The organism is Flavobacterium jumunjinense (genome assembly GCF_021650975.2).
In the GTDB taxonomy this organism is placed as follows: domain Bacteria; phylum Bacteroidota; class Bacteroidia; order Flavobacteriales; family Flavobacteriaceae; genus Flavobacterium; species Flavobacterium jumunjinense.
This window is the reverse complement of sequence record NZ_CP091285.1, coordinates 695235-709228: the sequence shown is the minus strand read 5'-3', so window position 1 is coordinate 709228 and position 13994 is coordinate 695235. Positions and strand designations below refer to the sequence as shown.

The 13994-nt window shown below is 30.5% G+C and carries 13 protein-coding genes; 11 read left to right on the top strand and 2 right to left on the bottom strand.

Translation table 11 applies throughout. The features are described 5' to 3' along the window. The first annotated feature begins 376 nt into the window (after window positions 1-376). Window positions 377-988, top strand: a complete 612-nt coding sequence (locus L2Z92_RS03470; RefSeq protein WP_236457458.1) for a hypothetical protein — start codon at window positions 377-379, stop codon at window positions 986-988. 70 nt (window positions 989-1058) lie between these two features. After that, window positions 1059-1643 carry a hypothetical protein gene (locus L2Z92_RS03465; protein WP_236457457.1) on the top strand — a complete coding sequence of 195 codons (585 nt, stop codon included), beginning with the start codon at window positions 1059-1061 and terminating at the stop codon, window positions 1641-1643. Window positions 1644-1658: 15 nt separating this feature from the next. Here L2Z92_RS03465 and L2Z92_RS03460 read toward each other — a convergent pair whose 3' ends face one another. Together L2Z92_RS03460 and L2Z92_RS03455 are read right to left on the bottom strand one after the other, a co-directional pair. Then, window positions 1659-2918 (bottom strand): NAD(P)/FAD-dependent oxidoreductase, encoded by a 1260-nt coding sequence (locus tag L2Z92_RS03460; RefSeq protein ID WP_236457456.1) that lies wholly within the window; start codon window positions 2916-2918, stop codon window positions 1659-1661. A gap of 104 nt (window positions 2919-3022) precedes the next feature. Beyond that, window positions 3023-4090, bottom strand: coding sequence for a methyltransferase (locus tag L2Z92_RS03455; protein ID WP_236457455.1), 1068 nt, complete (start codon window positions 4088-4090; stop codon window positions 3023-3025). 212 nt (window positions 4091-4302) lie between these two features. Between L2Z92_RS03455 and L2Z92_RS03450 the strand changes: the two genes are divergently transcribed. The 9 genes from L2Z92_RS03450 (at window position 4303) to L2Z92_RS03410 (ending at window position 13994) form a co-directional block, all read left to right on the top strand. After that, a complete protein-coding gene (locus L2Z92_RS03450; protein ID WP_236457454.1) occupies window positions 4303-5823 on the top strand; it encodes an HAL/PAL/TAL family ammonia-lyase in 1521 nt (506 codons plus the stop codon). Window positions 5824-5948: 125 nt separating this feature from the next. Beyond that, window positions 5949-7061 carry a WG repeat-containing protein gene (locus L2Z92_RS03445; RefSeq protein ID WP_236457453.1) on the top strand — a complete coding sequence of 371 codons (1113 nt, stop codon included), beginning with the start codon at window positions 5949-5951 and terminating at the stop codon, window positions 7059-7061. A gap of 21 nt (window positions 7062-7082) precedes the next feature. Beyond that, a complete protein-coding gene (gene fabG / locus L2Z92_RS03440) occupies window positions 7083-7814 on the top strand; it encodes a 3-oxoacyl-ACP reductase FabG (RefSeq protein ID WP_236457452.1) in 732 nt (243 codons plus the stop codon). Between the two features lie 15 nt (window positions 7815-7829). Beyond that, a complete protein-coding gene (locus L2Z92_RS03435; protein ID WP_236457451.1) occupies window positions 7830-9065 on the top strand; it encodes a beta-ketoacyl-[acyl-carrier-protein] synthase family protein in 1236 nt (411 codons plus the stop codon). Then, window positions 9058-9312, top strand: a complete 255-nt coding sequence (locus L2Z92_RS03430; RefSeq protein ID WP_236458902.1) for an acyl carrier protein — start codon at window positions 9058-9060, stop codon at window positions 9310-9312. The genes L2Z92_RS03435 and L2Z92_RS03430 overlap by 8 nt, the downstream gene beginning before the upstream one ends. Beyond that, complete coding sequence (locus L2Z92_RS03425; RefSeq protein WP_236457450.1) at window positions 9312-10193, top strand: LpxL/LpxP family acyltransferase; 882 nt, start codon at window positions 9312-9314, stop codon at window positions 10191-10193. Before L2Z92_RS03430 ends, L2Z92_RS03425 begins: the two co-directional genes overlap by 1 nt. Before the next feature lie 54 nt (window positions 10194-10247). Beyond that, window positions 10248-11903 (top strand): phytoene desaturase family protein, encoded by a 1656-nt coding sequence (locus L2Z92_RS03420; protein ID WP_236457449.1) that lies wholly within the window; start codon window positions 10248-10250, stop codon window positions 11901-11903. Between the two features lie 38 nt (window positions 11904-11941). Next, entirely contained in the window at window positions 11942-12844 is a 903-nt protein-coding gene (locus L2Z92_RS03415) for an NADPH-dependent FMN reductase family protein (protein ID WP_236457448.1), read from the top strand. 16 nt (window positions 12845-12860) lie between these two features. Then, window positions 12861-13994 (top strand): beta-ketoacyl-ACP synthase III, encoded by a 1134-nt coding sequence (locus tag L2Z92_RS03410; protein ID WP_236457447.1) that lies wholly within the window; start codon window positions 12861-12863, stop codon window positions 13992-13994.

The window sequence follows — 13994 nt, the reverse complement described above, 5'->3', positions numbered from 1 at the left end:
TTGTTAGGTTGTTACTTTTTCTTCGTTATTTTTTGGACTGTAAAACCTAAATGCTATAGTAAAGCGCTAGTTTTAAATGTCAAATTTATTCAATAAGTAACCATATAATTTGCAAATATAAATTAAAGTTTTGGATTGTCGAATTAAGATTAACGATTGTTATTTAGAGAATTGTAGAATGAATATAAAATAATTTGATTATTTGATGTTTTAACTTGCTAATTAGGGTAATGTAATGGGTTTTTAGCTTGAAAATAGTGTTTAAATTACATTGTGTTTTTAAGTTGAATTTGTAAGATTTTTATTTCGTTAAATATTTTAAAAAAAGCGAATCTAAATTAATATATTTGCCAGTATTAAATTAAATATAATAAATATGAAAAAAGTGTTATTCGTTTTGATGTTTGTATCTATTGCAATGTCAGCTCAGAAAGTTAAAGTAGTAAAAGGAGATTATGGTTTTCTTAAAGGACAAACTGCAGTTAATGTTGAGTTTGTTTACGATAATTTGAAAGTAATGAAAGAAAATCTTACTGACGAAGAGTACGTTAAAGAAAGAAGTAGTGAGTTAAACGAAAAATCAAAAGGAAAAGGAGATACTTGGGCGAAAAAATGGTATTCTAGTAGAGATAATGCTTTTGAACCAAAATTTATTGAATTAATAAATGTGGTTTTGGTTAAGCAAAAGAGAGAAATTGATTTTCAAGAAGGACTAACAGATGCAAAATATACTTTGATAGTTGACTTAGTATGGGTTTATCCTGGTTATAATGTTATGGTTTCTAAAAAAGGTGCAAAAGTATCTACAGTTTTGAAATTTGTTGAAACTGCAAATAGAGAGAATGTAGTTTTAGAAATGACAAGTGAAAACGCACCTGGTGATGTTTTTGGAGGTTCTTTTAGTAATGAAGATCGTATTGCAGAAGGTTATGCAAAAACAGGTAAAACATTAGCTGTAAACATAGCTAAAGCTTTGAAAAAAATGTAATAATAGCTTTATAAAAGTTATAAGTAAAACCCTAGTTCGCTAGGGTTTTTTTAATTTAATTTAATTTAAAATGAAAAGAATAATATTGGTTTTTTTATTGTTTAGCTCAATGATTACCTTTTCTCAAAGGTTTAAAGTTTTGTCGGGTGATTTGAAGAATTTAAAAGAAATTTCAGAATATAACATCACATTCGATTATTCTGATTTAGTGGTTCATGGATATGAATCTGAAGAAGAGTACTTGGCTGAAAAGATGGATAAAAGAAGTAATGAGGAAAGTAAGGCAGAAAAATTTAAAGAAGATTGGTATTTAGATAGGGTAAATAAATATGAGCCAAGTTTTATTTCTTATTTTAATGAAAGATTTAAAAATGGAGAAATGAAAGTAGAAAAAAACGAAACACTGCAGTTTACTATAAGTGTTAAAACTATTTGGATTTACCCAGGGTATACTCTTGCAGCTGTTGAACCTGCTAAAATTAGTGCGGTATTAACTTTTTTTGAAACTCAAAAACCAGAAAATATACTTTTTCAAATTGAATACAATAAGGTTATAGGTATCTCTAAAGAGTTAACTTACGATCAAGGTAATAGGATTGCGGGAGCTTATGAGAAATTAGCGAAAAATATAGTTATGCAATTGAAGAGATTGTAAAAGAAGCCTAGATATCTAGGCTTCTTTATTTTGTTGTAATGCTTTTTCCATGTTAATAACATATGCCATGTTTTTTACAATGTTATTGTGTTTTTTAACAAACGGATTGGTTTGATCCCAAACATATCCAGCTAAAACGGCGCATATTTTTTCTTTAACTTCAGGGTTCTCTGGTTGATGAAAAAATAAAGTTTGTAAATTTCCAGTATACCATTCTTTTACATAGGTAGAGAATACATTAATTCCGTTTTTCATATATCCTGTAAATTCAGATTCCCAATCTACCGTTGTTCCTTGCGATTCTTTTAAATATAATTTAGCAGCTAGTATTCCAGACTCAGTTGCAAAAGCAACACCAGATGAAAAAACAGGGTCAAGAAATTCCGAGCTATTTCCAGTTAACGCAAACCCATCTCCATACATTTGTTTTACAGAGCGAGAATAGTTTTCAAGTTTTATAGGTTCGAAGCTAAAAGGAACATTACCAAATCTTTTTATGTAATGATCAGACCTGCTAATTGCTTTGTTTAAAGCTTCGGTGGTATTGTTGTCCTTTGAAAGATTGTTTATAAATTCAGTCGGTCCAACAACTCCTAAGCTTGTTTTTCCGTTAGAAAATGGTATAACCCAAAGCCAAACCTCTGTTTCAAGTATGTCGAATGATATTAAAGTGCCTTCTTCTCCTTCGGGTCTATTAATGTCTTCTACGTGAGTAAAAATTGCAGAATGTGGCGCTAATTGTGAAGGAGTGTCAAGGTCTAAAAGTCTTGGCAAAACTCTACCATATCCGCTTGAGTCAATGACAAAATTAGCATGTACTTCTTTTAAACTTCCATTACTCTCTTTTACAATTGTGATCGATTTTTTACCATTAAACGATATTGCTGTTACTTCAGACTCAAATTCTAAGTCAATACCTTTTTTGATTATTTCTTGGGCCATTGTATTGTCGAAATCAGCTCTAGGTACTTGCCATGTCCAATTCCAACCATCACCATGTTTCTTACTAAAATCAAAGACACAAACTTCTTCGTTTCTGATAAAGCGAGCACCAAGTTTTTTTTCAAAATTCATAGCGTTTAACGAATCGAATAATTCAGCTTCTTCAAAGTGGTCCATAACACGAGGAATTAGACTCTCTCCAACAACAAGTCTTGGGAATTTAGTTTTCTCAACTACTTTCACTTTTATACCATTTTTATGAAGAAAAGAAGCAGATACACATCCAGATGGACCTGCTCCAATAATTAAAACATCTACGAATTCTTGTAACATTTCTTATTTAATTTAATTTTTTTGTAACGGGTAAAAGTTTATTTTGGAGCAAAAATAAACTTTAAAATATAATCTAGGTACTTAATAGTGAAAAGAAGATATGTTTATACAGCTCTTTTTTTACATTTAATGAGTGTATGACTCATTCCTATGATTTCATGAATTTCGTCAACGACTAATCCTGCTTTTTCAATTACTTTTAGAATATCTTCTGAATGGAACATTTGGCTATTTCCATTGGCAACTGCTGTGAAATAAAGCGAAGTAGCATGTAGACTGTATGTAGATGCTTGAAATTTTTGTAAATCCCAGAATGTTTCTAAAATGTAAAAACATGTGTCATCATTCATTGCCTCATAGGCTCTTCTAAAAAGTCCATAAATTTCTTCAAGAGAGAAACAATCTATAAATTGACTCATCCAAATAATGTCATTTCCTTTCGGAAAAGGGATAGAGTTGTCTAATAGATTAGTGTCAATTGCGGAAATTCTATCTTCAAATCCAGCTTCAGCTATGTTTTTTCTTGCAACATTGGCTTGACCAGGTAAATCTAAAATTGTAATATTTACAGTAGGATTGTATTTTGCACATTGCATAGAGAATTTTCCAGTATTACCACCTACATCCAAAAAGGATTTAGGATTATTGCCAAATAAAATAGGCATTATTTCTGGGAAAGTGTAATCTGAATAAAAATGATCAAAATCAAACCAGCTTTTCTTTGTTTTTTCGGGTAATTCAGATAGTCCAATATAGACAGTGTCCCAATCTCCTAATTCTTTTAAGCCAGAAGGCTTTCCACTCACAATGGCTTCTTCAAGATGATTTATTGCAAGATAATTTACATCTTGAGTAAAATCCATATTGATATTGGTCATTTTGTCTCTTAAAATGAAATAACCAGTTTTTGTTAAAATGAATTCGTTGTCTTTCAAATACACCATTTCTAAGCTTAATCCTGCTTCAAGTAAAACTTTTACACCATAAATAGATAAATCTAAAGCTTCTGAAATGGTTTCGATACTTCCTCTGTTATTGTCAAATAAGTATTTTAAAATCCCTAAATTGCGTAAAGATTTTGCAGCTTGAAACATAATTGGGGCAAAAGCAATCTTTTGTGCGTCTAAATTTGCTTGAACGACATTCTTTTTGTCGGAACCAAAATCTTTCATTATTTTTTATTTTGTTATAATATTGTTTCGCCATTGTTTGCAAGTGGCTGAAAATGTAGTTTTTGCATAAAAAAGTAAATTCTTTTTAAAAAGAGGATTTAATGTACATTTAATAAATGATATTATACTACATTTGCATCCGTCAAATTAACCACAATATATTCTAAATAAAAATTATTTTTTAATTTATTGTGTAAACAATACAAATTAGAATGAATACAATTAATGAATTTTTAAGTTTAAAAGAATTTGAATCAATAATATTCGGAACTGATAAAATAGAAATTAGCGAAGTTGTTTTGAATAAAGTTAATGAGAGTTTTAATTTCTTGAAAGATTTCTCAGAAAACAAAATTATTTATGGGGTCAATACTGGTTTTGGACCAATGGCTCAATATAGAATAAAAGACGAAGATAGAAATCAATTACAATATAACTTAATAAGAAGTCACTCTTCAGGAGTAGGGAAACCTTTAAGTCCTTTATTTGTGAAGTCCGCAATTTTAGCTAGATTAAATACACTTTCTTTAGGGTGTTCAGGTGTTCATCCTTCTGTGATTCACCTAATGAAAGAGTTAATTAATCGTGACATTACACCGTTGATCTTCGAACATGGTGGTGTTGGTGCTAGTGGAGATCTTGTTCAATTGGCACATTTAGCATTGGTGTTAATTGGTGAAGGAGAAGTTTTTTATAAAGGGGAACGTAAATTGACAAAAGAAGTTTTCGAAATAGAAAACTTAAAACCAATTCAAGTTGAAATTAGAGAAGGATTAGCATTAATGAATGGTACTTCTGTAATGACAGGTATTGGCGTTGTTAATGTTCATAATGCAAATAAATTATTAGATTGGTCTATTAAATGTTCATGTGCAATTAACGAGTTAGTAAAAGCATACGATGATCATTTGTCGGAAGAACTTAATGGAGCAAAAAGGCATAAAGGACAACAAGAAGTGGCTAAAAGAATGAGAGATAATCTTTCTGATAGTGCTTTAGTAAGAAAGCGTGAAGAACATTTATATTCTGGTTCAAACAACGAAAGTGTTTTTAAAGAAAAAGTTCAGGAATATTATTCAATACGATGCGTTCCGCAAATTTTAGGACCTGTTTTGGAAACAATAAATAATGTTTCAACAGTCTTAGAAGACGAGTTTAATTCTGCGAACGATAATCCAATTATAGACGTTAAAAATAAACATGTATATCATGGTGGTAATTTTCATGGTGACTACATTTCGTTAGAAATGGATAAACTGAAAATAGTTATTACTAAATTGACAATGTTAGCAGAACGACAATTAAATTACTTGATGAATTCTAAAATTAATGAAATTCTTCCTCCATTTGTGAATTTAGGTAAGTTAGGATTTAATTTTGGGATGCAAGGTGTGCAATTTACTGCTACATCAACAACTGCAGAGAGTCAGATGTTGTCTAATCCTATGTATGTTCATAGTATACCAAATAATAATGATAACCAAGATATTGTTAGTATGGGTACTAATTCTGCAGTAATTACTTCTAAAGTTATTGAAAATGCTTTTGAAGTATTGAGTATTGAGCTTATTACAATTGTTCAAGCTATTGATTATTTAGAACAAAAAGATCAAATTTCATCAGTAACTAGAAAGATATATGATGATGTTAGAGCTATAATTGCTGAATTTAAAGATGATCAAGTTATGTATCCTTTTGTTCAGAATGTGAAGGCTTATTTGATGAATAAATAATTACCTAAGTAGGGTGTTATTAGTTTATATTATAATAATGTATAATTGTTGGTAAATTGTATTTTTATATAAATAGCTGTATAATTGTATAAAATATGCTTATAATTGTATAAAATATCAATAACATGAAGAAGTATTTGTTTATATTGTTGTTTTTGATGCAATTTGTAAATGCTCAAGAATTAGCGTTAGTCAAAATTGATGGCAAATTTGGTTATATCTTAAAATCAGGAAATTTTGCAATCGAACCAAAGTTTAAAGTTGCAAAAAACTTTTCTAATGGTTTAGCTGCTTTTGAAGAGAATAAGAAATGGGGTTTTATCAATACTAAAGGTGAAATCGTTATTCCTGCAACTTTCGATGATGTAAAATATTTCGACAGCGGTATTTGTGTAGTTGCAAAAGATAAAAGATGGTTCTATATAGATAAAAAGGGAGAAGAGTTAAAGTCTCCAGATTCGGATAAGATTTACGATTTTGAAAACGGTATTGCGTTTATAAGAAAAGAAAAGAAAGTCGGATTAATTGATGCTCATCTTAAAGTCGTTGTTGAACCTAGTTATGATGTTATTAAATCCTTTGAAGGTGATTTTGCAAGAGTAAGGAATAACGGAATGTGGGGTATAATTGACAAAACAGGAAAGATTGTTGTTAAAACCGAATATAACGAAATTGGTGATTATCATAAAGAAATTGTATGGGCGAGAAGTGGAGAGTCTTTTGGTCTAATTATTGCAGGTAACTTTAAAGTTATTGAAGGAGTAGATAAAATCTGGGATTTTTCATCTCAGGATTTAACCTATGCAAGAAAAGATAAAAAAATAGGTTTTATAGATTTGAAAGGAGAATGGGTAATTGAACCAAAATATGATAAAGTGAAAGCTTTTTCAAACAATATGGCACCAGTATTTGTTGATAAAAAATGGGGTTATATCAATAAAAGTGGAAAAATGGTTGTTGAGCCTGTTTATGATGATGCAGAAGTTTTTAGTAATGATGGATTAGCACCAGTGAAGAATGAAAAGTGGGGTTTTATAGATCTTACAGGTAAATTAGTTATACCAAATCTCTATGAAATTTCAGCAGGAGGAATGTTGTCCATTTTTAAAAATCAAGATAAAGGTTTTATAGATGGACTTGCAAGAGTGAAAAAAGATAAAAAATGGGGCTTTATAAATAAAGAAGGAAACGCAATTGGCGGACAATGGTTTGATAACGCTGAACCTTTTTTAAAATAAATAAAATATATAATTTTTAATATGAAGTGTGTATTAGTAACAGGTGGTTCAAGAGGAATTGGTAGCGAAATTTGTAAAAAATTAGCGTTAGAGTCTAATTACCATATTTTAATTAATTATCAATCAAATAAAGTTGCAGCTGAAAAGACTCTGGAAGAGATTGTGAAAAATGGTGCGACTGGTGAAATTATTCAATTCGATGTTGCTAATTATGAAGAAGTAAAATCTGTTTTAACAACTTGGCAAGAGGCAAATCCAGATGCTATTGTGGAAGCAATAGTAAATAATGCTGGGATTACTAAGGACGGTTTGTTTATGTGGATGAGTAATGAAGATTGGACAAGTGTTGTAAATACAAGTTTAAACGGATTCTTTAATGTAACTAACTTTTTTATTCAGAAGATGTTGCGTAACAAGTATGGTAGGATTGTTAATATGGTTTCTGTTTCAGGATTAAAAGGAACAGCAGGACAAACAAATTATTCTGCTGCTAAAGGAGCAATAGTTGCTGCAACAAAAGCATTAGCACAAGAAGTTGCTAAAAGAAATATTACAGTAAATGCTGTAGCACCTGGGTTTATTAAAACAGATATGACAAGTCAATTAGACGAGAAAGAATTGATTAAGTTAGTGCCTATGAATCGTTTCGGAGAAGCGGAAGAGGTTGCGGATTTGGTTTCTTTTTTAGTGTCAAAGAAAGCGAGCTATATTACTGGAGAAATTATTAATATAAACGGAGGAATTTATTCATAAAATTACTTTTATATAATGAGTAGAAGAGTTGTTATAACTGGTATGGGTATTTACTCATGCATAGGTACATCTTTAGACGAAGTTAAAGAGTCATTATACCAAGGGAAATCAGGGATACAGATTGATGAAGAAAGAAAAGAATTCGGATTTAAATCTTCTTTGACAGGTATGGTGCCTAAACCGGATTTAAAAAACTTATTGTCTCGTAGGCAAAGAATTAGCATGGGAGAGGAAAGTGAGTATGCTTACTTAGCGACTATCGAAGCCTTGAAGAATGCTAATATAGAAGATGCTTTTTTTGATGATAATGAAGTTGGTATTATGTATGGAAACGATAGTGTTTCTAAAGCAATCATTGAAGCAACAGATATTATTAGAGAGAAAAAAGATACTTCATTAATTGGATCAGGGGCTATTTTTAAGTCTATGAATTCAACAGTAACAATGAATCTTTCAACAATTTTTAGATTAAGAGGTGTCAATTTAACAATTAGTGCAGCTTGCGCAAGTGGTTCACATGCAATTGGATTGAGTTATTTCTTAATCAAGAATGGATTTCAAGATATGATTATTTGTGGTGGTGCACAGGAAATTAATAAATATGCAATGAGTAGTTTTGATGGCTTAGGTGTTTTCTCTAACCGCGAAGAAGAGCCAAGTAAATCATCAAGACCTTTTGACGCTGCGAGAGATGGTTTGGTACCAAGTGGTGGTGGCGCAACATTAATTTTAGAGAGTTACGAATCTGCTGTAAAAAGAGGAGCTAATATTGTTGCAGAAGTTGTTGGGTATGGGTTTTCATCAAATGGAGGTCATATTTCAACTCCAAATATGGAAGGGCCAGCTATTGCTATGCAAAGAGCGTTAGAAGAAGCAGGTTTAAGTCCGGAACAAATTGAGTATATTAATGCACATGCAACTTCAACTCCTGTTGGAGATGCAAATGAAGCAAAAGCTATTTTTGAGGTTTTTGGTAAAAATAATCCTTACGTTAGTTCGACTAAATCGATGACGGGGCATGAGTGTTGGATGGCAGGTGCAAGTGAGGTAATTTATTCGATATTGATGATGCAAAATGATTTTATTGCACCTAATATTAATATCGAAAATCCAGATGAGGATTCAGCAAAATTAAATCTTGTTAAATCTACATTAAATAAAAAATTTGACATATTTTTGTCGAATTCTTTTGGGTTTGGAGGAACAAACTCAGCATTAGTAGTAAAAAAGTATAAAAGAGATGATGAATAAAACAGAAATAATAGATAAAATTAAAGAGTTCTTAGTTGATGAATTTGAGGTAGAAGTAGAAGATGTTCAACCAGACGCTATTTTAAAAGATACATTAGGTTTAGATAGTTTAGATTATGTAGATTTAGTGGTTTCTATTGAGTCAATTTTCGGTGTTAAGTTAGTCGAAGTTGATTTTGTTGGTATTTCTACTTTTCAGAATTTTTATGATTTAATTGAAAACAAAATTAAGCTTAAGACTGTTTAATGAGTAAATGGGATGGTAAATCAAAAGGAACTGTTCTAGGTTATAAAATCTTCGTTTTTTGCATAAAAAAATTAGGAGTTAAATCTGCATATTTTATTTTATATTTTGTAGCTACTTATTACTTCATTTTTCTTAAATCAAGTAATAAAGCTATATTCTATTATTTTAATAAAAGATGCGGATTTTCGTTTTTAAAATCTAAAATAATGGTTTTCAAAAGTTATTATACTTTTGGACAAACAATAATTGATAAAATTGCAATTGGAGCCGGAATGAAAAATAAGTTTACTTATGAACATGATGGAGGTGAAATTATTGTTAAATTATTAGAGGAGAAAAAAGGGGGGGTGCTAATTAGTGCTCATATGGGGAATTTTGAAATTGCAGAGCATTTTTTTAGTGAAATTGATGTAAATTTTCAAATAAACCTAGTTACTACAGATTTAGAACATTCTGCTATTAAAAAATATCTTGAAAGTATAACTCAAAAACCAACGATTAAATTTATTATTATATCTGACGATTTATCTCATATATTTGATATAAATGCTGCTTTGGCTAGAAATGAATTGGTTTGTTTTACTGGAGATAGATATTTTGAAGGAGTAAAATCAATGACCGAAAAACTATTAGGACAGGGTGCTAAATTTCCTGCGGGTCCTTTTCTTATCGCTTCGAGATTAAGAGTGCCTGTGGTTTTTGTATATGTAATGAAAGAACCAAATCTACATTATCATCTTTATACAAGAGAATCTAAAGCAAAGCATAGAGATGAAAAGGCATTGTTAAAGGCATATTGTGAAAGTGTAGAGGGTATGGTTAAAAAGTATCCTTTGCAGTGGTTTAATTATTTTGATTTTTGGGACGAATTTAATAAGTGATAAAACATAAATACTAGATATATTCTTTTGTATTTTAGTAGATTTTTATAAAGTATGGAAGAATTTGATGCTATTATTATTGGTTCTGGTGTAGGTGGATTAGCAACTGCTATTTGTTTAGCTAGAGCAGGTCAAAAAGTTTTGGTTTTAGAACAACATTATGTTCCAGGCGGTTGGAGTCATAGTTTTACATTAAATGGACAACGCTTTAGTCCGGGTGTGCATTATGTAGGACTAATTGATGAAGGGCAATCTACAAGTGAACTTTATAAAGGATTAGGGATAGCAAATGATATGGTTTTTTTTCGAATGAATGAAAAAGCCTATGAGCATTGTTTGATAAATAATCAAAATTATGATTTACCCGCAGGTGTAGAAAATCTTAAATCTACACTTATAGCTCAATTTCCTAAAGAAGAGAAGAATATAAAGGAATATGTTTCATTAGTTGAAAAAGTGAGTTATGAACTTCAATTAATGCCGAAATTAAGAGGTTGGTGGCAAAAAATTACTGTTCCTTTCAGAACGAAACATTTTGGAAAATTTGCTTTGTTTCCGTTAAAGAAAGTAATAGGTTGGCATATAAAAGATCCATTATTAAAGACGATTTTAAATATTCAATGTGGAGATCATGGTCTTCCGCCAAGTAGGGCTTGTTTTCCTGTTCATTGTTCTGTTATGAGTCATTATTTTGATGGAGGCTTCTATCCAATGGGAGGAGGTGGAGGACTTGTTAAGGCAATGACAAACGGAGTTAAAAGACATGGTGGTGAAATTAGAGTTAAACAAAGTGTTAAAAAGATAATTATTGAGAATAAAAAAGCATTGGGTGTTGAATTGGAGAATGGTGAAAAACTATTTGCAAAAAATATAATATCAAATGCAGATCCTTCAATTACCTATTTAGACTTAATAGGTAAAGAACACCTGAGTAAAGGTCTTCAGAAAAAAATCAGTAAAACTAAATATTCGGTTACCTCTTTGATATTGTTTTTGACATTAGATATCGATGTGACTCAATTTGGGATAGATTCTGGGAATATTTGGATGATGAAGGATGATGATATGGATTCCCAATTTGAAGAATTGACTAAAGGTGGTGTTGAGGAAGGGGATGAGTTTCCAGCATTGTTTATTAGTTGTACAACAATAAAAGATCCAGTTAGTTTTAATGGTAGGTATCATAATTTTGAAGTAGTAACCTATATTGATTATGATAAATTACCTGATTTCAAGAACGAAATTGAGTATCAAACTGATGAGTATAAAATATTCAAAGAAAAAGTAATTAATAAGTTTATGAATAATATGGAAAAAATCATTCCAAATGCAAAAAAGCATATTGTTCAAGCTGAATTAGGAACGCCAAAAACGAATGAGTTTTACGTTAATTCAACAAACGGAAATGTTTATGGAACCGAGAAAACTCTAAATCAAGTAGGTCCTTTTTCTTTTAAAAACAAAACAGAAATAGAGAATTTATATCTTTGTGGAGCTAGTACGCTTTCGCATGGAGTTGCAGGAGCAACACATTCAGGAGTTTCTACAGCAGCATTAATTTTAAATTGCGAGAAAGAGGATTTGATTATTGATGATGCAAATCAAAAAATAAGAATTTATGATGCAGAGGACGCTTCTACATGGCCAGAATGGGTTCATGTAAAAAGATCAGATAAAGTGAGAACTTTTAAAGAGATTAAAAAATCTTAAAATGTTTTTTATTAAATTAGTATCCCAGTAATAAAAAAATGAAGAACATTCTAATTATATATTATTCTCAATCAGGACAGTTGAAGTCAATTGCAGAGAATATAACCAAGCCAATGTTGAATTCGAAAGAAGTAAATATTGATTGGTATGAGATAAAAATGGAAAAAGAGTTTCCTTTTCCGTGGAATAAAGATGCTTTTTTTGATGCTTTTCCAGAATCATTTTTGCAAAAACCTGCTAATATTGAACCAATTTCTAATGAAATTTTAAATAAAAAATATGATTTAGTTTTGTTTCATTATCAAGTTTGGTATTTGTCACCTTCAATTCCAATTAATTCTTTTTTAAAGAGTCCTGAAGCGGAAAGAGTATTGAAAGATACTCCAGTTATAACTATAAGTGGATCAAGGAATATGTGGGTTATGGCACAAGAGAAAGTGAAAGTACTTTTGAAACAGAATAACGCAATTTTAAAAGGAAATATTGCTCTTGTTGATAGAGTTGGGAATTTAATAAGTGTTGTAACAATTGTTGAATGGATGTTCTCAGGTGTTAAGAAAAAGTATTTGGGTGTTTTCCCAATGCCTGGTGTTTCAGACAAAGATATTAATGAGTCTTCTAAGTTTGGAACGTCTATACTTAAAGCAGTAATTAATAGCGATTATACTACTTTACAACCAGAATTAGTAGCACAGGGAGCTGTAAAGATAAGTTCTTATTTAGTTAAGGTAGATAAAACTGCAAATAAAATATTTAGCAAATGGTCTACTCTTATAGATAAAAAGAAAGAAAATAGGAGATTTTGGCTAAAAATATTTAATGTTTATTTATGGCTTGCAATTTGGTTAATCTCACCAATTGTGTATATCTTGCACGTTTTTACATATCCTTTAAAAAGGAATAAAATACAAAAAGAAAAACAGTATTATCAAGGAGTTTAGCAGATTTAATTGAATTATGTTTGAAGTATATATTACAAAAACCGGGAAGTATTTACCAAATGAAGCCGTTTCTAATGAAGAAATGGAAGGTTTTTTGGGGTTTATTAATGATACAGCATCAAAAGCAAGAAGGATAATTTTAAGAAATAATAAAATTATAAGTCGTTATTACGCGATTGATAAAGAAGGAAATAGTACGCATAATAATGCAGAACTAACAAGAAATGCTGTTGCAAGTCTGTTTGATGAAGATTTCACGTCTAAGGACATGGAACTATTATCTTGCGGGACATCAACACCAGATGTTTTTTTACCTTCACATGCAGCAATGGTTCATGGTTTACTAAAAAACCAGTCTGTAGAGTTGAACTCTTCGTCAGGAGTATGCTGTGCAGGAATGAATTCTTTAAAATTCGGTTACCTTTCGGTAAAATCGGGTAATACTAAGAATGCAGTTTGTACAGGTTCAGAAAAAGTTTCTACTTGGATGAAGTCGAATAAATATGAACAAGAAATAACAAATCTTAAGCGTCTAGAAGAACAACCAATTATAGCTTTTAAAAAGGATTTTCTTCGTTGGATGTTGTCTGATGGTGCTGGTGCGTTTTTATTGGAAAATAGTCCAAGAGGATCAATTTCATTGAAAATGGAGTGGATGGAGGCTTATTCTTACGCTCATGAATTAGAAGCATGTATGTATGCAGGTGGAGATAAGTTAGAAAATGGCGAAATTAAACCATGGAGTGAATACAGTACTGAAGCTTTATTTAATGATTCTATCTTCTCAATTAAGCAAGATGTTAAAGTATTAGATAAAAATATTTTAGTTAAGGGAGCAGAGAGTATGAAAAATGCTATGGATAAAAATAACATTTCTTCAGATGATATTGATTATTTTTTACCACACGTTTCTTCTAATTTCTTTGTTGATGGATTACAAAAATCATTGTCTGAAAATGGAATAGATATACCTTTTGAAAAATGGTTTATGAATCTATCTAAAGTGGGGAATGTTGGGTCAGCGTCTATTTATCTTGCTTTAGATGAATTGATGAATTCTGGAAAATTAAAAAAAGGAGAAAAGATTTTGCTTTCAGTACCTGAAAGTGGAAGGTTTTCATTCGCATATGCATACTTAACTGTTTATTAA